The organism is Thermus sp. LT1-2-5 (assembly GCF_040363165.1).
Lineage (GTDB): Bacteria > Deinococcota > Deinococci > Deinococcales > Thermaceae > Thermus.
Map to the genome: position 1 here is coordinate 20,017 of NZ_BSRG01000002.1, position 22,418 is coordinate 42,434.

Annotated in this window: 20 protein-coding genes; 10 read left to right on the top strand and 10 right to left on the bottom strand. The window is 66.3% G+C overall.

Translation table 11 applies throughout. From position 1 onward, the window contains the following. Positions 1-18 precede the first annotated feature (18 nt). Genes ABXG85_RS02095 through ABXG85_RS02110 form a run of 4 tightly spaced genes read left to right on the top strand, consistent with a single transcriptional unit; the run spans position 19 to position 3,727 of the window. Entirely contained in the window at positions 19-1,455 is a 1,437-nt protein-coding gene (locus tag ABXG85_RS02095) for an MBL fold metallo-hydrolase (RefSeq protein WP_353512087.1), read from the top strand. An 11-nt stretch (positions 1,456-1,466) separates the two neighbouring features. Then, a complete protein-coding gene (locus tag ABXG85_RS02100; protein ID WP_353512088.1) occupies positions 1,467-2,123 on the top strand; it encodes a rhodanese-like domain-containing protein in 657 nt (218 codons plus the stop codon). Further along, positions 2,120-2,863, top strand: a complete 744-nt coding sequence (locus tag ABXG85_RS02105; protein WP_353512089.1) for a sulfite exporter TauE/SafE family protein — start codon at positions 2,120-2,122, stop codon at positions 2,861-2,863. Before ABXG85_RS02100 ends, ABXG85_RS02105 begins: the two co-directional genes overlap by 4 nt. 15 nt (positions 2,864-2,878) lie before the next feature. Beyond that, entirely contained in the window at positions 2,879-3,727 is an 849-nt protein-coding gene (locus ABXG85_RS02110; protein ID WP_486401636.1) for a nitrilase-related carbon-nitrogen hydrolase, read from the top strand. Here ABXG85_RS02110 and ABXG85_RS02115 read toward each other — a convergent pair. After that, positions 3,724-4,641: a peptidylprolyl isomerase gene (locus tag ABXG85_RS02115; protein ID WP_353512090.1), complete on the bottom strand. Its 918-nt coding sequence runs from the start codon at positions 4,639-4,641 to the stop codon at positions 3,724-3,726. The two genes, ABXG85_RS02110 and ABXG85_RS02115, sit on opposite strands and share 4 nt — an antisense overlap. A 13-nt stretch (positions 4,642-4,654) precedes the next feature. Here ABXG85_RS02115 and hemE point away from each other — a divergent pair, with 13 nt between their 5' ends. From hemE to ABXG85_RS02145, 6 genes are all read left to right on the top strand, one after another. Next, positions 4,655-5,680 carry a uroporphyrinogen decarboxylase gene (hemE, locus tag ABXG85_RS02120; protein ID WP_353512392.1) on the top strand — a complete coding sequence of 342 codons (1,026 nt, stop codon included), beginning with the start codon at positions 4,655-4,657 and terminating at the stop codon, positions 5,678-5,680. Continuing rightward, on the top strand, positions 5,677-6,630 hold the full coding sequence (gene hemH / locus ABXG85_RS02125) for a ferrochelatase (protein WP_353512091.1): 954 nt from the start codon (positions 5,677-5,679) through the stop codon (positions 6,628-6,630). The genes hemE and hemH overlap by 4 nt, the downstream gene beginning before the upstream one ends. Next, positions 6,618-7,997 carry a protoporphyrinogen oxidase gene (gene hemG / locus ABXG85_RS02130; protein ID WP_353512092.1) on the top strand — a complete coding sequence of 460 codons (1,380 nt, stop codon included), beginning with the start codon at positions 6,618-6,620 and terminating at the stop codon, positions 7,995-7,997. The genes hemH and hemG overlap by 13 nt, the downstream gene beginning before the upstream one ends. A gap of 7 nt (positions 7,998-8,004) precedes the next feature. Then, positions 8,005-10,245, top strand: coding sequence for a diguanylate cyclase (locus ABXG85_RS02135; protein WP_353512093.1), 2,241 nt, complete (start codon positions 8,005-8,007; stop codon positions 10,243-10,245). An 87-nt stretch (positions 10,246-10,332) separates the two neighbouring features. After that, complete coding sequence (locus tag ABXG85_RS02140) at positions 10,333-12,903, top strand: bifunctional diguanylate cyclase/phosphodiesterase (RefSeq protein ID WP_353512094.1); 2,571 nt, start codon at positions 10,333-10,335, stop codon at positions 12,901-12,903. 7 nt (positions 12,904-12,910) lie between these two features. Further along, on the top strand, positions 12,911-15,847 hold the full coding sequence (locus ABXG85_RS02145) for an HD domain-containing phosphohydrolase (RefSeq protein ID WP_353512095.1): 2,937 nt from the start codon (positions 12,911-12,913) through the stop codon (positions 15,845-15,847). Here ABXG85_RS02145 and ABXG85_RS02150 read toward each other — a convergent pair. From ABXG85_RS02150 to ABXG85_RS12905, 9 genes are all read right to left on the bottom strand, one after another. Then, positions 15,844-16,143 (bottom strand): metal-sulfur cluster assembly factor, encoded by a 300-nt coding sequence (locus tag ABXG85_RS02150; protein WP_353512096.1) that lies wholly within the window; start codon positions 16,141-16,143, stop codon positions 15,844-15,846. The genes ABXG85_RS02145 and ABXG85_RS02150 overlap by 4 nt on opposite strands. Then, complete coding sequence (locus ABXG85_RS02155; RefSeq protein WP_353512097.1) at positions 16,140-17,291, bottom strand: hypothetical protein; 1,152 nt, start codon at positions 17,289-17,291, stop codon at positions 16,140-16,142. Before ABXG85_RS02155 ends, ABXG85_RS02150 begins: the two co-directional genes overlap by 4 nt. 50 nt (positions 17,292-17,341) lie before the next feature. Then, positions 17,342-18,184, bottom strand: coding sequence for a protoglobin domain-containing protein (locus ABXG85_RS02160; protein WP_353512098.1), 843 nt, complete (start codon positions 18,182-18,184; stop codon positions 17,342-17,344). Further along, positions 18,181-18,618, bottom strand: coding sequence for a hypothetical protein (locus ABXG85_RS02165; RefSeq protein WP_353512099.1), 438 nt, complete (start codon positions 18,616-18,618; stop codon positions 18,181-18,183). Before ABXG85_RS02165 ends, ABXG85_RS02160 begins: the two co-directional genes overlap by 4 nt. Next, positions 18,618-19,406: a DUF2249 domain-containing protein gene (locus ABXG85_RS02170; protein ID WP_353512100.1), complete on the bottom strand. Its 789-nt coding sequence runs from the start codon at positions 19,404-19,406 to the stop codon at positions 18,618-18,620. Before ABXG85_RS02170 ends, ABXG85_RS02165 begins: the two co-directional genes overlap by 1 nt. 8 nt (positions 19,407-19,414) lie before the next feature. Beyond that, positions 19,415-19,633, bottom strand: a complete 219-nt coding sequence (locus tag ABXG85_RS02175; protein WP_353512101.1) for a DUF2249 domain-containing protein — start codon at positions 19,631-19,633, stop codon at positions 19,415-19,417. Between the two features lie 93 nt (positions 19,634-19,726). Further along, on the bottom strand, positions 19,727-20,821 hold the full coding sequence (locus ABXG85_RS02180; protein ID WP_353512102.1) for an MFS transporter: 1,095 nt from the start codon (positions 20,819-20,821) through the stop codon (positions 19,727-19,729). Continuing rightward, entirely contained in the window at positions 20,785-21,057 is a 273-nt protein-coding gene (locus ABXG85_RS02185; protein WP_353512103.1) for a hypothetical protein, read from the bottom strand. The genes ABXG85_RS02180 and ABXG85_RS02185 overlap by 37 nt, the downstream gene beginning before the upstream one ends. A 734-nt stretch (positions 21,058-21,791) precedes the next feature. Beyond that, the gene (locus tag ABXG85_RS12905) at positions 21,792-22,325 is read right to left on the bottom strand and encodes a c-type cytochrome (RefSeq protein WP_486401637.1); all 534 of its coding nucleotides are present in this window, start codon (positions 22,323-22,325) and stop codon (positions 21,792-21,794) included. Positions 22,326-22,418: the final 93 nt, after the last annotated feature.

Here is a 22,418-nt window from a genome sequence, read left to right on the forward strand (position 1 = left end):
CGTCTAGGAGGTAAACCCATGGTCTTCCGGCAAATCTACGAGGAAGGTTTGGCGCAGATGAGCTACGTTCTAGGGTGCGCCGCCACCGGAGAAGCCTTGGTGGTGGACCCCAAGCGGGACGTGGACACCTATCTCGAGCTCGCCCAAAGCCTGGGCCTGCGCATCACCGCCATCGCCGAAACCCACATCCACGCCGACTACCTCTCGGGAGCTAGGGAACTGGCCAAGGCCACAGGGGCCACCCTCTACCTCTCGGACGAGGGGGACGAGAACTGGAAGTACCGGGGCCTGGAGGGCTTCTCCCACGTGCTTCTGAAAGACGGCGACGAGTTTAAGGTGGGGAACATCCGGGTGAAGGCGGTCCATACCCCGGGCCACACCCCCGAGCACCTCTCCTTCCTGGTGGCGGACGGGGCGGTGACGGACGAGCCCCTCCTCTTCCTCACCGGGGACTTCGTCTTCGTGGGGGACGTGGGGCGGCCCGACCTCTTGGAGGAGGCGGCCGGGTTTAAGGGCACGGCGGAACCCGGGGCTAGGCGCATGTACCGCAGCCTCAAGGAGAAGTTCCTCACCCTTCCCGACCACGTGCAGGTCTGGCCCGGCCACGGGGCGGGGTCGGCCTGCGGCAAGGCCCTCGGGGCCCTTCCCGCCACCACCGTGGGCTACGAGCGGCGCCACGCCTGGTGGGCGGAGTACCTGGAACGGGGCGATGAGGAGGGGTTCGTGAAGGCCCTCCTCCAAGGCCAGCCTGAAGCCCCCACCTACTTCAAGGAAATGAAGCGGCTCAACCGGGACGGCATGCCCATCCTGGGCGGCATCCCCCACCCCGGGCGGCTCACCCAGGCCCAGTTCCTCCGCTGGCTGGAGAAGGGGGCCATCCTGGTGGACACCCGGGATAAGTTCGCCTTCGCTGGGGGACATCTGAAGGGGGCCATCAACATCCCCGCAGGGAAGAACTTCGCCACCTGGGCGGGCTGGCTTCTCCCCTACGACCGACCCCTGGTTCTCCTGGCTCACCCCTCCGAGGTGGAGGCCCTCACCCGGGCCCTGATCCGCATCGGGCTAGACGAGGTAGTGGGGTATATCCCGGGCCTCGAGGGCTACGCCCAAGGGGAGCTAGAAACCGTGCCCCAGATCACGGCCAAGGAGGCCAAGGCCCTTTGGGAACGGGGTGAGGCGGTGGTCTTGGACGTGCGGGGGCGGGACGAGTACCTGGCCGGGCACATCCCGGGGGCCCTGAACATCCATGCGGGCAGGGTGCTGGCCCACCTCCCCAAACTTCCCAAGGACAAGCCCCTCATCGTTCACTGCTTGGGCGGGGACCGTTCCAGCACCGCCATCTCCGCCCTGCTGGCCCACGGCTTCCGCAACGCCCTGAACCTCACTGGGGGGATTAGGGCCTGGCAGGAAGCCGGCTTCCCCATGGTGAAAGGTGATGAACTGGTGACTGTTTAAGGAGGCGAACCGTGTACGAAACCCAAGTGAAAGACCTGTCCCCCGAGGAGGCCAAAAAGCTTTACGAGGCGGGCGTGCCCTTCTTCGACGTGCGGGAGGTGGAGGAGTACGCTCAGGCCCGCATCCCCGGGGCCCAGCTCCTTCCCCTTTCCGAGTTCATGGCCCGCTACGGGGAGATCCCCAAGGACCGCCCCGTGGTCCTTTACTGCCGCACGGGCAACCGCTCCTGGCAGGCGGCAGCCTGGCTTAGCGCCCAAGGTTATCAGGTGTACAACCTCGAGGGGGGCATCGTCCGCTGGTACCGCGCAGGGCTCCCCGTGGACACCACCCCGGTGGAGGTGGGCTACGGCGCCACCTCCTACCGGGAGGTGGGGCCCTTGGAAGCGGCCAAGCTCTTGGAGGAAGCCTTCGTGGTGGACGTGCGGGAGGCGTGGGAATACGGGGAAGGACACGTGCCCAAGGCGGTGAACATTCCCCTTTCCACCCTCCCCCAGCGCCTGAACGAGCTCCCCAAGGACCGTCTCATCCTCCTGGTGTGTAACTCCGGGAACCGCTCAGGGGTGGCGGCGGACTTTTTGGTGCAGCAGGGCTTTGACGGGGAGAAGGTCTACAACCTGGAAGGCGGGACCTACGCCTGGGCCGCCTCGGGCCTGCCCCTGGAGCGATGAGTCTCGCCCTTCTTGGTGCCCTCCTCATCGGCCTCTCCTTGGGGCTTTTAGGCTCCGGGGGCTCCATCCTCACCGTGCCCGTCCTGGTCTACCTCCTGGGGGAGCCCCCCAAGCAGGCCATTGCGGAAAGCCTCCTCATCGTGGGGGGAATCGCCCTCCTGGGGGCCATCCCCTACGCCCTGAGGGGTCTTGTGGATTGGCGGAACGTCCTTTTCTTCGGCCTGCCCGGGATGGCGGGCACGTATCTGGGCGCCTTCCTTTCCCGGTACGTTTCGGGCGAGGTGCAACTCTTGGTCTTCGCCCTGGTCATGCTCCTCGCCGCATACTTCATGGCCCGGCCCATTCCCCTGGCCCAAGGGGGGAAGCGCAAGGGCTGGAAAATCGTCCTGGACGGCTTAGCCGTGGGGGCTCTTACGGGGTTCGTGGGGGTAGGGGGCGGGTTTTTGATCGTGCCCGCCCTGGTCCTCCTGGGGGGGCTTCCCATGCACCTGGCGGTGGGCACGAGCCTCCTCATCATCGCCCTCAAGTCCTTCTCCGGGTTTTACAAGTACCTCCACCTCTTGCCCGAGTACGGCCTCGCGGTGAACTACGCCGTGGTAGGACTCTTTATCGCCGTGGGGCTCCTGGGAAGCCTCCTTGGGGGAAGGATCGCCCTTAGGCTTCCCCAGGCCTCCCTGAAGCGGGGCTTCGCCCTCTTCCTGGTGGTCATGGGGGTCTTTATCGTGGCGCAAAGCCTTTAGGGGTATCCTATAGGGGTGCCCTTCCGCACCCTCATGGCCGTGCAGGCGGAGGTCCTGCCGGAAGCCTACCGCACGGAGGAGGCCTTCCGGGAGCGGGTCTATGGCCTCCTAGGCCCCCTGAAGGGCACCCCCGCCCCCCGCCTAGTTGCCTTCCCCGAGCTCTTTGGCCTGCCCCTCCTCCTCCACCTGGAGGGGGAGTTTCACTTAAGGGAACTCCTCCAAAACCCCCTTTCCCCCTGGCGGCGGGCCAGGCGGGCCTACGCGGTCTTCCACCGGGTGATGGCGGAGGCGGCGAAGGCCCACGGCACCTACCTCCTTGCGGGAAGCATCCTCGCCCCGCCCTACGAGGAAGAGCTCGCCCGGGGGCGCTTTGCCCGAAGCCCTTTGTTCCAGAACCTGGCCCTCTTCTATAACCCCGAGGGGCGTCTCCTGGCCCAGGTGCCCAAGATGGAGCGCACCCCCCCCGAGCGCTGGCTCAAGGGGGGGCGTTTCGGCCCCCACGTGGTGGAAACCCAAGCCGGGCGAGTGGGGATCCTCATCTGCCTGGACGGTTTCTTCGAGCGCCACCTGGCCCGGGTGGACGCCTTGGGGGCCGAGGTCCTCCTCCAGCCCTCCGCCAATCCCGCCCCCTGGGAGAAGCCCTGGCCCTGGGACCCTTCCCGGCGGGAGGGGGAGGTGTGGCTGGCCTCGGCCCGGGAAAGGCTCTTGGGGCGGGAGCACCTGAAGGTGCTCCTAAATCCCATGCTGAACGGGAAAATCCTCGGGCTCACCTTTGAGGGGCAAAGCGGCATCTACGCCCCCGGCGAGGCCTTGGTTCTGGCCCAGGGCCCCGTGGGGGACGAGGCCCTCCTCCACTTTCCCTAAAGCCTTTCCGGGAAAAGCCGGATGGGGTAGGGGCGGATGAGGGCCTTGGCGAGCTTCTCCCAGGCCCGGTCCTTCACGCCGGCGGCGAGCTCCTCCGCCACCTCCTCCAAGGGGTAGCGGCCTGCGGGCTTCACCGCCTCCAGGAGGAGGATGTGGAAGCCGAACTGCGTCCCCACTGGGCCGGAAACCTCCCCGGGCTTCAGGCGCAAGAGGGCCTCTTCAAAAGCGGGGATGTAGGTGCCCTTCGGCTCGCAGCCCAAGTCCCCGCCCGCCTCCTTGGAGCCCGGGTCCTGGGACAGGGCCTGGGCCACCTGAGGGAAGGGCTCTCCCTTCTCCAAGCGGCCTAGGGCCTCCCTGGCCGCCTCGAGGGTGGGCAAGAGGATGTGCCGGGCGCAGTAGAGGGTTCCGTGGCGGTACTCCGGGGAGAGGAGCCAAAGGGCCTTGAGGGCGGCAGGGGGCACCTCTATCCTTTCCCGGTAATGCTTTTCCAGGGCCTCCAGGGCCAAGGCCTCCGCCACCAGCAGGCGGTAGGCGGCGAGGTCGGGAAGCCCTGCACCCTGCAAGGCCTGGCCCAAAGCCGCCTCGTCGGGGAAGGCCTCGAGGAGGGCCTGCACCTGGGCCTCCACCGCCTCCGGCTTGGGCCAAAACCCCAGGGCCTTCGCCGCCTGCAACAAGGCCCGCTCCTCCGCCAAGGCCTCCAGGTACTGGGGCCGGTACTGGGCCAGAAGGGCCCGGGTTTCCTCCGAGTCGGGAAGGCCCAGTTGCCTTAGGGCGCTTTTGGCAAAAAGGCCGAAGCGGAGCTCAAACTGGCTCTTGGTGAGGGCCTCCGTCCCCACCTGGGCCACCACGGGGTCTTCTTGGGCCAGGGCCAAGGGGCTTAGGGTGAGAACAAGGGCGAGAAGAAAGGCGCGCATGCCCCATGCTAGCATGGGGGGCGTGAACGACCTGATCCTGAAGGCGGCCCGGGGGCTTCCCACCCCCAGGCCCCCCGTCTGGTTCATGCGCCAAGCGGGCCGCTACCAAAAGGAGTACCAAAAGATTCGGGAACGCTACACCTTGCCCGAGATCGTGCGCCACCCCGAGGTGGCCGCCGAGGTGACGCTTTTGCCCGTGCGGCAACTGGGGGTGGACGCCGCCATCCTCTTCGCCGACATCACCACCCCCCTGTACGGCATGGGGGTGGAGCTTTCCCTGGTGGAGGGCAAGGGCCCGGTGATCCATCACCCCATTCGGGACGAAAAGGGGGTGGAGGCCCTCTTGCCCCTGGAGCCCGAGGAGGCGGTGCCCTTCGTGCTCGAGGCCATCCGCATCCTGAAGCGGGAGCTAACCGTACCCCTCATCGGCTTCGCCGGGGCCCCCTTCACCCTGGCGAGCTACCTGGTGGAGGGAGGGCCAAGCCGGCACTTCCTGGAGGTGAAGGCCTTCATGTACCGGGAGGAGGCGCTGTGGCACCGCCTTATGGCCCGGCTCGCCGAGGCCATGGCCCGCTACCTCCGGGCCCAAGCTGAGGCGGGGGCGGACCTCCTCCAGGTCTTCGACTCCTGGGTGGGGGCCCTTTCCCCCGCCGACTACCGCCGCTACGTGAAGCCCCACATGGCATGGCTCTTCCAGGCCCTAAAGCCCCTGGGGGTGCCGGTGATCCACTTTGGGGTGGGGACCATGGGGCTTCTAAGGGACATGCGGGAGGCCGGGGGGGACGTCCTCGGCCTGGACCACCACACCCCCCTCCCTTGGGCCCGGGAGGTCCTGGGGGGGGTGCCGGTGCAGGGCAACCTAGACCCCGCCCTCCTCTTCGCCCCCAAGGAGGTCCTCAAGCGGGAGGTCCTGCGCATCCTGGAGGAAAACGGGGGACGGCCCGGGCACATCTTCAACCTTGGGCACGGGATCCTGCCCAAGACCCCGGTGGAAAACGTGCGCTACGTGGTAGAACTCCTGAAGGAGGTGGCGGCGTGAACGTACTCCTGATGGCCTACGGTACCCCCTACGCCCCCGAGGAGATCGAGCCCTACTACACCGACATCCGCCGGGGCAAGAAACCCCCAGAAGAGCTCCTCAAGGAGCTCAGCGAGCGCTACGAGCGCATCGGCAAAAGCCCCTTGAACGAGATCACCCTGGTCCAGGCCCTGAGGCTCCAGGCCCTTTTGAACCTCGAGGCCCCCCCCCTTCCCAAGCGCCTTCTGGGCCCCTTCGCCCCCCGGGCCCCCCACGGCCCGGCCCGGGTCTATGTGGGCACCAAGCACTGGCACCCCACCCTGGGCGAGGCGGTGGCGGCCATGCACGAGGACGGGGTGCGGCGGGCGGTGGCCATCGTGGCCGCCCCCCACTACTCCTTGAGGAGCGTGGCGGAGTACAAGGAGAAGGTGGAAGCCGCCCTCAAGGCCCTGCCCGAGGCCATAGACTTCGTCTGGGTGGAAAGCTACGAGGCCCACCCCGGCCTCATCGCCGCCTACGCCAGGCGGCTGGAAGAGGCCATCTGGCGCCTTCGGGACCCCAAGCGGGCCGCCTACGTCTTCACCGCCCACTCCATCCCCCTTGCGGCGGTGGAGCGGGGCGACCCTTACCCCAAGCAGGTGGAGAAGACGGCGGAGCTCATTGCCAAGCGCCTTTCCCTGCCCCGCTTCTATGTGGCCTACCAGTCGGCGGGGCGCACCCCCGAGCCCTGGCTCGGCCCGGACATCAACGAGCTCCTGCGGCACCTTAGGGAGGAAGGCTACGCCGAGGCGGTGGTGCAGGCGGTGGGCTTCCCCGCCGACCACCTGGAGGTCTTCTACGACCTGGACCTCGAGGCCCAGGCCACCGCGGCGGAGGTGGGCCTGAGGCTCCTTAGGGCCCGGAGCCTCAACGCCGACCTGGATTACATCCAGGTCCTCAAGGACCTGGTGGAGGCGGCGTGGCTCAGGTAGCCATCGTGGGGGGAGGGTGGGCGGGGCTTTCCGCTGCCCTCTCCCTCCAGGCAGAAGGGGTGGATTTCCTCCTCCTGGAGGCCACGCCCCGCCTGGGGGGGAAGGTCTTCACCCACCAGGGGGAAGGCTTTTTGGTGGAGGGCGGCCCAGACGCTAGCGTGCGCTACAAGAAGGAGGTCCTGGAGCTGGCCCAGGCCCTGGGCCTGGAGCCCATCGGCACCCTTCCCGCCAAACCCTCCGCCTACATCCTGCGCAAGGGCAAAGCCCATCCCCTCCCTGAGGGGCTACTCCAGGTGGTGCCGGGGGACCTCAAGGCCTTGGCCAAGACCCCCCTCCTTTCCCTTTCCGGGAAGCTCCGGGCCCTTTACGACCTCTTCCTCCCCCGGGGGGACAAGGAGGACGAAAGCCTAAAGGAGTTCGTGGAAAGGCGCCTTGGCCCCGAGGTCTTCGCCGCCTTGGTGGCCCCCCTGGCTGGGGGGATCTACGGGGGGGAGCCGGAGGAGCTTTCCCTGCGGGCCGCTTTCCCCGCCCTTTTGGAGCTGGAGCGGAAGCACCGAAGCCTCCTCCTGGGGGCCATGCGAACCCGAAGGGGGCGGGGAAGCCGCGAAGGGGGAAGCCTCTTCTTCTCCTTCGCCCAGGGGCTATCCGCCCTCACCCGGAGGATGGCGGAAAGGGTAGCCGACCGGGTCCTCCTCGCCACCCCGGTCCTGGCCCTGGAGCCCTTGGGCGGCCGCTTTCGCCTCCACACCCCTAAGGGCGCCCTGGAGGTGGAGGCGGTGATCCTCGCCACCCCCGCCCCCGTGGCCGCCTCCCTCCTGAGGCCCTTCCTCCCCGAGGCCACGGCCCTTCTAAAGGGCATCCCCCACACCCCGGCGGCCACGGTGAGCCTGGCCTTTAAGGAGGCGCTCCCCGTGGAGGGGCACGGCCTCCTCATCGCCCAGGGGGAGAACTACCGGGCGCGCGGCTTCACCTGGACGCACCAGAAGTGGCCGGGCCGGGCCCCTGAGGGCTTTAGCCTGGTGCGGGCCTACTTCTCCGGGGAGGCGGCCCGGAAGGGCGAAGGGGAGCTGGCCCGGCTCGCCCTGGAGGACCTCCAGCGCTACCTGGGTAAGGCGGTGCGGCCCGAGCGCACCTTCGTCTTCCGCTTCCCCGAGGGGATGCCCGCCTATCGGGTAGGGCACCTGGACCGCCTGGCCCGCCTGGAGATGGCCCTCCTCGAGGCTCCTGGGCTCTTCCTGGCGGGGAACTACCTCTTGGGCGTGGGGCTTCCCGAGGTGGTGCGCTCGGGCAAGAAGGCGGCGGAAAGGGCCCTCGCCCATCTCTCCCTAACCCCCCCTGGCAAAGAGGAAACCTCCCGGTTAGGATAACGCCAACATGCCCCTCCCCTACTCCGCCGTCGCCCTGGGCGCCCTTTTCCTGGGGCTTCTGGCCGGGTTTTGGGGGTATAAAGACCCCTACATCCTCCCCTGGTTCATGATCTTCACCGCCACCCTGGCCAGCGCCCGGGGGCTTGGGGTAGGCCTAGCGGCGGCGCTTTTGTCCACGCTTCTCCTCCTCCTATTCCCCGGGTTTGACCTGGTGGCGGCGGGGCTTCTCCTCCTTTCCGCCTTCCTGGCCCACCAGGTGGGCCAAAGCCTCCGCCTGGCCCATCGCCGGGCCAAGCGCCTGGCCCGGGCGCAAAAGCTCCTGGCCGAGGCCCTCGAGGCCCTCCCCCAGGCCGACAACCGGGAAACCCTCCTCCGCACCCTGCCCCAAAGGCTCGCCGCCTTCGGAGAAGGGGGGCACGCTGGGGTCTGGGTCCCAACAGGGGAAGGCTTCCGCCTTTTGGCCAGCGAACCTCCCTTAGCCCTGGACACCATACCCGCCAGCGGGATCGTGGGGCGGGCCTTTCGGGAGGGGAAGCCCCTTTATGTGCCCGATGTGCACCGAGAACCCACCTACATCAGCGCACCGGGCCACCAGGCCCAGGCCGAACTGGCCCTTCCCCTCATGGAGCGAGAGGAAGTGGTGGCGGTCCTTAACCTGGAGCGGAGCCGCTCCTTCACCCCGGAAGAGCTAGAGGGGCTTACCCGCTTCGCCCAAGCGGTAAGCCTTCAGCTTTCCCGCCTGGCGGACCTGGAGGAGCGGCGACTCCTGGCCGAACTTGCCCAGAGGATGCAAAGCGCAGGCACCCCAAAGGAGGCGGCCCAAAAGGCCTTAGACCTCCTCCTCCAAGTGCTAGGCTTGGAAAGCGGAGCCCTTTGGGAAGCCAGGGGAAGCCGCATGGTGGCCTTGGCCTACCAGGGGGTGACGGAACCTAGCCTCCTCCGGGTCATAGAGGAGGGGCTACCCTACGGGATAGGCCTGGCCTGGCAGGTCTACGAGACCTATAGCCCCGTCTTCACCGCCCGCTACGCCGAGGAAAGCCGAACCGTCCCCGCCCTCCGGAACCTGAACTGGCGCACCTTCGCCGCTTTGCCCATCCCCTCCCCCGGTAGCCCCAGGGCCCGGCGGGTCTTGGTGGTGGGGCAACGGGAAGAGAGGCTCTGGCGGAAGGCGGAGGAGGAGCTTCTCCTCTCCGCCTGTCGGGCCATCGGCCTCGGCTTGGAGGGCCTCACGGAAAAGCGCCGGCACCAGGCGGTGAACCGCCTTTTCCTAGACCTATTGGAAAGGCCCTTGGAGGCGCTTTACCAAGCGGTCTTGGAGGAGGCCATCCGCCAAGTGCCCGGCGCAGAAGCGGGAAGCCTTTTGGTATCGGAAGGCGGGGAGTACCGCTTCCAAGCGGTGGTGGGCTACGACCTCGAGGGCCTCAAGGCGGTGCGCTTCACTCCCGAGGGCATGCTCCTTTGGTACGGCCGGGGCGAGGAAGCAACCCGCCGGGGAGAACCCCGGATCATGAGCGCGGAGGAACGGCCCATTGCGGAGATCAGCCACCGCACCGCCCCTCCCGAAACCATGGACACCGCAGGGCGCGTGGGGGAAATACGGGCCAACCTGTGCCTTCCCGTACCCTACAAAGGCGAGGTGCTCGCCTACCTGAACTTGGACAACCACCACGACCCCCGGGCCTTCGGGGAGGATTCCCTCCAAGTGGCCCGCTTCTTCGCCGCCCCCTTGGCCACCCTCCTCCACGAGCACCGGACCCGACGCCTCCTAGAGGAAGCCGCCCTCACCGACCCCCTCACCGGGCTCCTCAACCGCCGGGCCTTCGACCGTCACTTCCTAGAAGAACTCCAGCGGGCAGAGCGCTACAATTACCCCCTATCCCTGGCCATCCTGGACCTAAAGGGCTTTAAACCCGTGAACGACCGCCTGGGCCACGCCGTGGGGGACCTGGCCCTCATCAAGGTAGCGGAAGCCCTGCAAAAGGAGCGGCGCAACGGGGACCGCATCTTCCGCTGGGGTGGGGACGAGTTCGCCGTCCTCTTCCCCCACACCCCCAAACAGGGGGCCGTCGCCGCCGCCTACCGCTACGCCAAGGCCATAGAACGGCTCTGTTTTGGCGAGATCTGCCTGGGGGTGAACATCGGGGTGGCGGCTTTCCCCGAGGACGGCACCACCCCGGACGAACTCCTCTCCGCCGCTGACACCCGCATGTACCAGGCCAAGGCCAAAGGCTTGGCGGTAGTGGCCTGAAGCGCTCCTGAAGGCCTCTAGCTCCTCTTCCTTGAAACGGAGTGGTTTCCTGAAGAGCGGTTGGGGTAAAATGCTTCCGGTCTGGCCATGGACCCAGCACCGGGCACCCACCTGCCCCAGGCGCTTTTGCCCCTTTTGCGCCAAGGGTTAACGGGGCTTCCCCAAGCCCTGAAGGGCGTGGCCCAGGCGCTTAAGGCCCACCGGGCCTACCTGTTCCGCTTAGAAGAGCGTCAAGGTGCCTGGCATGCAAGCCAGCTCGCCGAGTGGGCCGGGGAGGGGGTGAGCCCCCAGATCCAAAACCCCGCCCTCCAGAACCTACCCATGGAAGAGGCGGGGTACGGGCGCTGGCTTAGCCACTTCCTGCAAAACCAGGCGGTGGCGGGCCCCGTGGCCAGTTTCCCCCTGGAGGAACAACCCCTCCTCCTGGCCCAGGAGATCCAAAGCCTCCTGGTGGTCCCCATCTTCGTGGAGGGAAGGCTTTGGGGCTTTTTGGGCGTGGACGATTGCCTGCGGAAAAGGCGCTTTTCCCAAGGGGAAGAAGCCCTCCTCCGCCTCCTCGCCGAAGCCCTGGCGCAGACTCTGGAGCTGTGGGAGCGGGCCCGCTGGCTCGGCTTTTTGGTGGAGGCCTCCCCCTTTTACCTAGCCCGGCTTTCCCCGGAAGGCAGGCTTCTCCACGCCAATCACGCCCTAAGGCAGGCCTTTCCCCATGGGGTTTCGCTCCCGCTGACAAAGGCCTTGGCCGAGCCTGGGTCCCCCAAGACCCACTTCACGCGGGAAGGACGGGCCGTGGCCTGGACCCTGGTGGCGGTACCGGGACCGGGGGGCGTGGCCCTCGAGGTCCTGGCCCTAGGCGTGGACGTGACGGAACGGGAAGAGGCCGAAGCCCGGGAGCGGCGCTGGAACGCCTTCCGCAAAAACCTCCTCCGCATCTACGAAACCCTTATGGCCGAGGGGTTATCCGACTCCATTTTCGGCCTCATCCTGGACGCCGCCTTGGACACCATCCCCAGCGCCCAGGCGGGAAGCGTCACCGTGCTCATGGAGGATGGCTGCTACCACTTCGTGGCGGCCAGGGGCTACCACCTAGAGGCCCTGCGCCAGGTCTGCTTGCGGCCGGAAGAACCCCTTTCCCTCACCAGCCACCACGCCGCCCTGGTCTTCACCTGGCGAGACCTCGCCCGCTTCAACGCCCGCTTGGACCCCAAAAGGCGGCAAGTCATGGAGGAAGCAGGCCGGGTTCGGGAGATCAAGGCCATCCTCTCCGTGCCCGTCTTCTTGGCCGGGGAGCGGAAAGCTTTCTTGTACTTGGACAACTTCGAGCGGGAAGACGCCTTTACCCCCCTAGACCTGGAGCTGGCCCAGGCCTTCGCCAGCCAGCTTGGCCTCCTCCTCAGGCGGATGGAGCTCGAGGGGCGGTTGCACTACCTGGCTTACCACGACCCCCTCACGGGCCTCCCCAACCGCCTCTTCTTCCTGGACAAACTGGCCCAAGCCCTCAAGGAAGACCCCCACGGCCTGGCCCTCCTCTACCTGGACCTGGACGGGCTCAAGCTGGTGAACGACCTGGATGGCCACGCCGCCGGGGACGAGGTTCTGCGGGCGGTGGCCGCCCGCTTGAGGGCTGCCCTGCGCCCCCGCGACCTGGTGGCCCGGCAGGGCGGCGACGAGTTCTTGGTCCTCCTCACCCACCTCAAGGGCCCCGAGGAGGCGGTGGCCGTAGCAGAAAGACTTCTTGAGGTGGTGCGCCTGCCCATCCCCGTGGGGGAACGGGTCTACCACCTCACCACTTCCGTGGGCCTGGCCCTGGGCACCCCAGGGCTTTCCCCAGGCGAGCTCTTGCAACGCGCGGACCTGGCCCTTTACCAAGCCAAGGGGGAAGGGAAAGACCGCCTGGCCTTCTTTGAAGCCAACCTGCAACAGGCCCTAAGGCGGGAAAGGGAATTGGTGGAGGCCCTAAGGCGGGACCTGGAAGGGGGAAAGGGGCTTGGGCTCGCCTACCAGCCCATCGTGGACTTGGCAACGGGTAGGCCCGTGGCCATGGAAGCTCTGCTGCGCTGGCACCTCGCCCCTCCAGGCGAGTTCATCCCCCTCGCCGAGCGCCACCGCCTCATGGGAGCCTTGGGCCGCTTCGTGCTCAGGCGGGCCTGTGAGGAGCAGGCGAGGCACGGCCTGCCCGTGCACGTGAACGTGAGCCCGCAGGAGCTTCTAGACCCGGGGTATCCCACCCAGGTGGCGCAGGTCCTCGAGGACACCGGCTGCCCCCCGCAAGCCCTGGTCCTGGAGGTCACGGAGTCCACCCTCATCCCCGACGAGCGGGGCCGGGACGCCACACAAAGCCTTAAAGTGCTTCGGGCTCATGGGGTCAGGGTCTTTTTGGACGACTTCGGCAGCGGCCACTCCAGCCTGGAGCGCCTCTCCACCCTGCCCGTGGATGGGCTCAAGCTGGGCCAGGCCTTCACCCAGGCCCTAGGCAGCCCCCCAGACCCGCAAAGCCCCGCCGCCCGGGTGGTGGGGGCCGTCTTGGCCCTGGCCCAGGCCCTGGGCCTCGAGGCCATCGCCGAGGGGGTGGAGGACGAAGCCACCCTAGCCTACCTAAAAGCCTTGGGCTTCCGTTTGGGCCAGGGGTATCTATTGGGAAGGCCTTTACCTTTATACTAGGAGAAAGGTGCGGCTTAGCGATCCGTGGAAGCTCGTCTTGGCCTATTTCCTTCTCTCCTTGGCCTGGATTCTGGGAAGCGATCGGCTTCTCCTTAGCTTCACCCCCTCACCCCAGGCCCTCACCTTCTGGCAAAGCGTCAAGGGAGTGGTTTTCGTCCTCTTATCCGGCGGGCTCATCGTCTTTTTGACCCGGACCTTTGAGCGCAAATGGCAAAGAACCGCCCAATCCTGGGAAGCCTCGGAGCGGCGCTTCCGTGCCCTGCTGGAAAACAGCCGCGAGCTCATCTACCTCCTGGATCAGGAAGGCCACATCCGCTACGTCTCCCCCAACGTGAAACAGGTTCTCCACTACAACCCCCAGGGCCACACCCGCCATGACCGACGGGTCTTGGACTTCGTTCACCCCGAAGACCGCCCCTACGCTGAGGCGGCCCTGGAAGACCTCCTCCGCCACCCTGGGGAGATGCGGGAGTATCGCCTGCGCCTCCTGGACGGCCGGGGAAGGACGCGGGTGGTGCGGGTCTGGGGGAAAAACCTCTTGCACGAGCCCGCCGTCCAAGGCATCGTCCTGAACGTTATAGATGAAACCGAAATAGAAGAGGAACGAAGCCGGCTCAAAAACGTTTTGGAAGCCCTACCAGGTGTGGTCTACCAAGCCCGGGTAACCGAAGATCAGGACCCCGCCTACGCTCCCCTTTTCTACGCCAGCCCCCAGTCGGAAACCCTTTTAGGCTATCCAGCAGAAAGCCTCCTGCAGGACCCCGCTTTCTTCTTCCAAAAGGTTCACCCCGAAGATCGGGCCGGGCTAGAAGAAACGATCCGGCGCGCGGTGAAAGAGGCGGGAAAAGCTCAGGTCTACACCTACCGCTTTCTCCACGGCCAAAAGAAGACCTGGGTCTGGCTTCGGGATACCTTGGCCTTTGACCCCGAAACCTGTCTCCTCACTGGCTACACTTACGATGTGAGCCAGGAAGTGGAGCAGGAAGCGCGCTTCCGCATCCTGGCGGAAACCGCCCCCGCCCTCATCCTCCTCTGGCAGCTGGAAGCGCCGGAAAACCCTGAGTCGGCTCGGCTCACTTTTGCCAACCCTATGGTCACCCAGCTTACCGGGTATACACTAGATGAGCTACAGAAAAAACCCATCTGGGAATTTGTTCACCCCGCTGACAAGGCAATGGTTCAAAAAAGAGGCCTAGCCCGTCTGCGGGGGGAAAACCCGCCTGGCCGCTACACCTTCCGCATTCTCACCAAAGAGGGAAAGGCGCGCTGGCTGGACTACTCCGCTGCCCGGGTGGAGGTGATGGGCAAACCCGCCATCCTGGGGGTGGGGTTGGACATCACCGAGGCGAAGGAGAAGGAGCTGGTCTTGGAGGCCTTCGCCCGGGTGAGCCTAGCCCTAAGGCAAAGCGAGGACCTGAAGGAAATGATGGAACACGCCCTGGACGCCGCTCTGAGTGTTTTGGAGGCACCTGTGGGAAGCATCCTCCTCTACGACCAAGAAACGGGGCGGCTGGAGGAAGCGGCAAGCCGCGGCTGGCTCAAGGACATTCCCACCCCCCCTACGCTAGCCGAGGAAGGCATGGTGGCCCGGGCCTTCCGGGGGGAAGTGGTGCTGAGCCCAGACCTCAAGCACGACCCCCGGGTGCGCCCCGGGGCTAAACCCTTGGTGCCCGAGGGCTGGAGTGGGGTGGTGGTGCCCATTTTGGCCGGCACAGAGCCCATTGGGGCCCTGACCCTGGCCTGGCCCCATCCCCGCATCCCTACCCCGTCGGAGGTGGAACGAGCCCAACTCATCGCCGAGGCCATGGGCAACGCCGTGCGCCGGGCCAGCCTGCGGCGGAAGCTCGCCCGGCGGGTGGAACACCTGGAAGCCCTGCGGGCCATAGACCAAGCCATCACCAGCTCCCTAGACCTCGGCCCCACCTTGGAGATTTTCCTCAACCAGGTTATGCGTCTTCCCCTAGACGCCAGCGCCTGCTTCCTCTTCCACCCCCGGGAACGGGCGCTAGAACTTCGGGAACTCCGGGGCTTCCTCACCCCCAAGCGGCTTTGGCCTAAACGCGTCCTCCTAGGCCAAGGCCATGTGGGCAAGGCCGCCCTCCTCGGCGAGGTGGTCCACGTGCTCGACCTCGGCCAAGACCCTGGGGCCATTCCCGAGCTCATGCAAAAGGAAGGCTTCGTGGCGGAACGGGTCTACCCCCTTTTCGCCAAGGGCAAGCTTTTGGGGGCCCTCGCCGTCTTCACCCGCAGGCCCTGGAACCTTTCCCCGGAGGAGGAGGAGTTCCTCGAGGCCCTGGTGGGGCAAGGGGCTGTGGCCTTAGACAACGCCCTCACCTTCCAAGAGCTCCAGAAAAGCCAGCGGGAGCTGGAAGCCGCTTACGAGCTCACCCTCTTGGGTTGGGCCAAGGCGGTGGAACTCCGCGACCAGGAAACCGCCGGGCACACGGAGCGGGTCACCGAGCTTACCCTGCGCCTAGCCCGGGCCCTCGACGTGCCCGAGGAGGACCTGGACCACATCCGGCGCGGGGCCATCCTGCACGATGTGGGCAAGATCGCCATCCCCGACGCCATCCTCCTGAAGCCGGGCCCCTTAACGGAGGAAGAGTGGCGGGTGATGCGGATGCACCCGGTCTACGCCTACGAGTGGCTTTCCGGCATCCCCTTCCTGAAGAAAGCCCTGGAAATCCCCTACGCCCACCACGAGCGCTGGGATGGCTCGGGGTACCCTAGGGGGCTCAAGGGGCTGGAAATCCCCCTCTCCGCCCGCATCTTCGCCGTGGTGGACGTCTACGACGCCCTCACCTCCGACCGCCCCTACCGCAAGGCCTGGCCCCGGGAGAAGGCTCTGGCCTACCTTAAAGAGGAAGCGGGCAGGCAGTTTGACCCCGAGGTGGTGGCGGCCTTCCTAAGGCTCCTGGAGGAGCCCCCACCCGACCTTCCCTAGTCCCAACCCAAAAGCCGCCTGGCCTCCGGGGAGAGCCGGGCCGGGGTCCAGGGCGGGTCAAAGGTGAGCTCCACCCGCACCTCCTCCACCCCCGGAAGGGCGGACAAGGCCCGCCGCACCGCCTCCCCCAGGCTGTCGTGCAAGGGGCAGCCCGGGGTGGTGAGGGTCATGCGCACAAAGGCTTGGGGAGGCTCTACCTTGAGCTCGTAAACGAGGCCTAGGTTCACCACGTCCAGGCCCAGCTCCGGGTCGTAAACCGCCTCGAGCAGGTTCCAGGCTTGCGCTTCCAGGTTCATCGCCGCATCACCTCCCAAAGGGCGTAGGCGTGCACCACCGCCCCCACGGCCACCCCCCAGGCCGCTTGGGGCAAGAAGGGGAAAAGAAGCGCCCCCACCGCCCAAAGCCCTCCTGCTAGGTAGCCGAGCCTTTCCGGCAACATCTCCCTAAGGAGCGGCACCGGAACTTTCCCCGCCTTGGAGGCATAACGGTGGGTCCAGACCAAGAAGGGAAGGATTTTGTAAAGCATCCCGCTCACCACGAGGCCCACAAACCCCAGGGCAAACCACAAAGCGGCCCAGATCGGCCTAAGGGGAAGGCAAGCCAGGGCTAGCCCCAGGAAAAACAGCCCCACCAGGTAGTGGTGCACCCCGATGTCCAACCTGCGCTTCGCCCGGCGGCGCAGGATGCGGTAGGTGTCGTAAAGGGCGAGGCCATAGGCCAGGAGAAGGAGGCCGTACCCCAGCCTCTCCCCCAAGGCCAGGCCCCAAAGCCCCAGGTTGGCGGTCCAAAGCAAAAGCCCTAAGACCCCCTCGTCCACCCCGTGGGTTAGGGTGAACATGGAAACCAGCTTGTACCCCACCCCCAGGATGGAAAGGAGGAAGATCCCACCAAGGCCGGCCAAAAGGTGCCAAGCGAGACGCTCGGGGTCGTAGAGGCCAAAACGGAGGCTCAAGGCCTGGAAGAGGCCCACAAAGGGGGTGAGGAGCAGGTAGAAGACCACCCAGGCCAAAGCGGTGGCCACCCGATTCCACCGGGGAGCGCGGCGGAAGGTCCGGTAGGCGTGGTAAGCGAAGAGGAGAAGGGCCAACAGGGTAATGCCGCCGCCGATGGGAACGAGGGTGGGTGCCTGGAGGAAGCCTAGGACCAAGAGGGCTACCCCCAAGGCCCAAAGGGCCATCCCCGGGTAGCCGAGGCCCGAGCGGTGCAGGGGCGCCTCCAACACCACCGGCAGAAGCTGGTGCAAGGCCCCAAGGAGCACCCCCACCCCGTACCCCAAGAGGTAAAGGTGGGCCCCCGCCAGGCCCAAGGGGTGCCTGGGAATGAGGAAAGCCTCCGGATGGAGGGCTAAAAGCACGGCGCTAGCAAGAAGAAACGCTTCCCCTAGAAAGATGAACCCCGCCGGAATGGCCAAGGGGATGATCCGGGAGTGAGGGGTCGCCACCATGCCTTGATCCTGCGCCTTGCCCCAGCGAGGAGCCATAACCTAGGTCATGGCTAACGGCCGGGGGGCAGGAGGGTAAGGGTATCCCCCTCCGCCAGAGGCGTGGCGAGCCCTTCCAGGTAGCGCACGTCGCGGCCGTTTCGCAGCACGGCGAACCGGGGCCTGAGGCGCCAAAGCGTCTTGGGCTCCAGCCAAAGCCCCACCTCCTCCTCGGCGAAGAGGGGCTCCAAGGAAAGGTCCCGCAAAGCCGGGTTCGCGGCGTAAACCTTGCGCAAGGCCTCCTCCACGCTTAGCGCCCGCAACCCAAGGGGCTTGGGCAAGGCGGGCTGGGCCAGGCCCAAGGCCTGGAAGCGCACGGCAGCGCCCCCCTCCTTTAGGGCCAAAGCGGCGTCAAAGCCCTTGCGCATCACCTCCTCCTGGGCCGAGAGGTACACGAGCCAAGGGCGCACGTCCCGCACCCTTTCCGCCACGTACCGCCCCACCTGGGCGAAGGAAAGCCCCACGTACTCCGGGGGAATGAAGGCCCCTTTTGGCCCCAAGCCCCCGTGCCAAAGCCCCGCCCGGTATATCTCCCGGGCGAACTCCGCCGAGGTATCCACCCCCAGGGTGCGGGCGAACCAGGCGGCGAAAAAGGCCCGCCTCAGGTAAAGCTCCTCCTCCGGCACCCGCCCCTCCCAGCCCAGAGCCTTGGCAGTGCCCGGGTGGCGGCTTAGGTGATCGTACACCCGGGCCACGAAGGAGGCGGCGCCTTCCAGAAGCCTTTCCGCATCCAGGCGCATGGCCCGCTTGGCCTCCTCGGTGAGCCCTCCGAAGGCGAGGAGGTCCTGGAAGACCTCCTCGGGCAAAGGGGGCAGGTCCAACACCAGGGCTTCCATCCCCACCTCTACGGCGCTCATATCCCCCTCCTTTCCCGCTCCTCGCGCATTTTTCTCAGCATATCCGCCGTCACCACCCGCTGGGTCATGGCGCGGGCAAAGACCAGGGTGGCAAGAAGCTGCAGGGCGCCGGAAAGCCCAAGCCAAGGGCGAAGCCCCTCCTGCCCCAGGAGGTAAAAGGGCTCCAGGCAAAGGCGCAGGAGGAGGCCGGCATTGAGGAGGAAAAAGGTGAGGGCCTCGAGGCGGTCCTGCCGAAGCCCCCCCGGTCTGGGCATCATCCAGTAGGCCACGCCCATGACCATCTGCAGGAAGAAGCCCACGAGCCCGGCGTGCACGTGGCTTGGCCGAAAGGGGCCCACGAGGTGGGGGGCAAGGTAAAAAAGTGCCCCCAAGAAAGCGGTGTAGACCAGGTATACGAGGGCAGCCCGCACAAAGAGGAAGTGCCAAAAGCCCATTACCCCCCCTTACGGATGAGGAGCTTCACCCGCCCTGGGCCCAAGTCCTCGAGGGCGTAGGCGTGTCCCTCCTCCTCTAGACGGGCCAAGAGGTGAACGGGTCGGCGCACGTGGTGGACCAAGAGCTTCTCCCCCGGCTTCAGCGCTGCCAGGGCCTCGAGGACCCGCACCATGGGCAGGGGCGGTTCCAGGTTCTCCTCAATGAAGACTTCCGCCTGGTAGGCTTCCCAGTCCGCCTCGGCCAAGCCCGCCCCCTGTAGGCCCGCCTTCTCGCCCCCACCCTGGCGGTAGAAGTGGGCCCGGTAGTGCCGCTCCCCCAGCTGTTCGCACCAGGCCAAAAATCCCTGCTTGGCCAAAACCTTGTAAAGGGGCACGGGCTCAAAAAGGACCTCCAGCACAAGCCTCTCCCCCGGCCCCACTTCCTTGACGGCAGCCATGATGTTTGGGAAGGGTTCGCCTCCTCCTTCCAGGATGGGCCGCACGTCCAGGTGGAAACCCACGGGGGCGGAAAGCCAAGCGGGGGGTGGGGTACCCAGCAGGCTTTCCTCCGCCAAGGGCATAGAAGGTCTGGCCTCTACCCCCAAGGCGCGGTTGAGCCTAGCCACAAGCTCCTCCGGCGCAAGCCCCCCGATCCTCGCCGCCTGGGCCACGGTGACCAGGCTAGGCATGGTCCGGCGGAGAAGGGGGTTTTTGAGCTTGTGGAAGGCGGGGCTCGCCTCCAAGAAGACCTCCAGGAGCTCGGGCCAGCGCCTCAGGACCTCCGCCACCTTCATCTCCGGCCGGACCATGTCCCCCCCTAGCGCCGGGTGATCCGCACCCGCCACACCTCGGGGCCCGCCTCGAGGTACTCCCAAGCGAAGGCCCCGGGCCGCTCCGCCTGCAGCTGGTAGTAAAGGGGCTTGGGATCGTGGTCGTTGACCAAAACCAAACTCTCCCCCGGCGCAAGGCCGTCAAATACGCCGAAGATCCGGGGATGCCGCTCCCTTGGGGGTATGTCCCGCACATCTAGCTCCATAGCGCCCCCAGTCTCCCGAAAGCGGCTCCGCTTCCGCCATGACCCAGGTCAAAGCCCCCGCCAAAAGCGGGGGCCCACCGGCTAGGCTTTGGCTCAGCAGGGCTTCTCCGCCCCCTTCCGGGCGTAGTAGTACCAGTTCAGGAAGAGGTTCAGGGCGTAGAAGACCATGAGGCCGTAAAAGAAGGCGGTGAAGCCTCCCGTGGCCTTCTGGGTGTAAGCGGCGAGGGTGGAGAAGAGGAAAGGTCCGTAAGCGGCGATGGCTGCCGTCCAACCGAGCACCCCGCCCGCCTGCCTCGGGGGGAAGATCATGGGCATCTGCTTGAAGGTGCTGGCGTTGCCCACCCCGCTAAAGAAGAAGACCAGAAGCATGGCCAGCACAAAGAAGGGGAACTGCTCCAAGGACGTGGGCCGGGTGAAGAGGGTGACCAAAAGGGCCGAGAGGAAGATCCCCATGGCGGACACCTGGGTTACCCTGGCCCCACCCAAGCGGTCGCTTACGGGGCCGGCCAACACCCGGGCCAAGGAACCCACCAGGGGACCAAGGAAGGCATAGCGCAAGGGATCAGGGGCGCCATCAAACTTCCCGTAGACCTCCCGAATGAGCAAGGGGAAGATGGCGGAAAAGCCCGAGAAAGAGCCGAAGGTCATGATGTAGAGGCTGGTCATGATCCAGGTGTGCTTGTCGCGGAAGATGTCAAACTGCTCACGGAAGTTGGCCCGCACCGGGACGCTCCGCAAAAAGGTCCAGGCGAGCCAGGCGCCCACCAGCACGAAGGGAATCCAGATAAACGTGGCGTTTTGCAGCCAGATGGGTTGGTTGACCCCGGGCTTAGGGGTAAAGGTCTGAGGGCCTCCCAGCAGGGAACCGAAGAGGGCGAAACCGATGATCCAAGGGGTTACGAACTGCACCACGGAAACCCCAAAGTTGCCGATTCCCGCTTGAAAGCCCAAGGCCGTTCCCTGAAGGCGTTTGGGGAAGAAGTAGCTGGTAGAGGGCATAAAGCCCGAGAAGTTCCCCCCACCAATCCCCGCCAAGAAGGCGAGAAGAAGGAGCAACCCATACGGCGTATGGGGATTTTGCACGGCAATGCCCCACCCTAGGAGGGGGATCAGGAGGAGCAAGGTGGAAAAGGTGACCAGGTGCCGGGTGCCTAAAATTGGGGGCAGGAAGGTCCAAACGATGCGCAACGTCCCCCCGCCAGCCCCGGCATGGCGGTGAGCCAGAAGAGCTGGGTCGTGTCCAGGGAAAAGCCGGACTTGGGCAGGCGCACCACCAAGGAGCTCACCACATACCAGGTGATGAAGGAGAGGGTGAGGTTGAAGGTGGTGATCCAAAGGGTGCGCCAGGCCAAGGCGGGGTCCCGGCGCTTGGGATCCTCAGGATCCCACTCTTTAAGCCAGGTGCCTTTGAGGGTCTTGATCATGGCCGGCCTCCCTTTACCTCAAAGGCGTGCCACAGATGTTTAGCCTCCTCTTGCAGAAGTTAGACCACCGTGAGGTGGGCTTACCTTACACACTCCACCCAGAATCATTCATCCTAGGGCTATGGGCAAGCGCGGCTTTCCCCGACGAGAACCAAGCCCCAAGGAGGTCCTCACCCACTGCCTTCGCCTGGCCCAGAAGGTCGCCCCTCCCACCCCCAAGGGCCGAAGGGGCAGACCCTGGCGCTACGCCCACGCCCTCTACCTCGCCCTCCTTCCTGACCTCATGGAAGAACCCTTCCCCTCCCATCCATCCCTCGCCCGCTACGCCCTCCACCACCTGGACCCACGCCTCCTGGAGGATATGCAACCACTAGAGCCCACGGCAGGATTGCCAGACGAAGCGGACAAGGGGAAGAAGCTCAAGGTTATCCCCCCGCGGGGGAAGTTCCAAGCCGCCTTGGAGGCGGTCTATCAAGGGGTAAAGCGCTTGGTGGAGATGGCTCGGGCCCACGACGCCCGCCCCAACCCCGTGGTGAAGGGGAGGTGGGAGCTCGTGGGGAAGGAGCCCTCCCTCTTCCCCGGCGAGAGGCGGGAGAACAAGGCGCGGCGCCTCATGAAGAAAGAGGAAGGGGAGGCCCTTGGGCGAGCGCATGGAGCTAAGCCCTCGCCCAAGGGTTGGCTCCCCCACCCATCGTCCCGCGGGCTTTGGAGGTTCCCCGGGCCACCGGGTACACCTACTGGAGGCGGGGGTGCGGGAGCACCCCGGGTACGGGCACCGCCGGGTAGACCGGGAGCTGGGGTGCCGAGGGGGGGTGATGAACCCCAAGCGGACCCGGTGGTCGCTTCGGGGCTTCTGGCTTTCCCTGAGCCGGGCTGGGCGAAAGCCCAAACCCAACCCCCTTTGGGGCGAGTTGGATCTGGGGTGCTGGGGGTGCCGTCCCGGCAGGGACCCCGCCTAGGCCCTTCAGGTACTGGGCTATGGCCCGTGCCTGTGCCTCGGATACCTGCGGCATGGGAGGCATGACCCCGTTGTAGGTGACGCCCCCCACCTCCAAGGGTCCAGAAATCCCTTGGCGCACCACCTGGACCACATGCGCTTCGTCCCAGGCCCTGGGGTTCCCGGCCAAAGGCGGGATCGCCCCAGGGAGGCCCTGGGCTTCGGCCCCGTGGCAGCCGGCGCAGAACTGGCCGTAAAGGGCCTTCCCCTCCTGGGCCAAGGCCGGGGCCAGGAGGAAGGCCAGGACCAGGGGATAGAGCCTTCGCTTCATCCTCACCTCCGGCCCTTAGTGTGGAGGTACCTCCTGGCGGCCACTTGCCAGGCCCGGGACATCTGTCCTAAGAGAAGGGCCCTACCCTGAAGG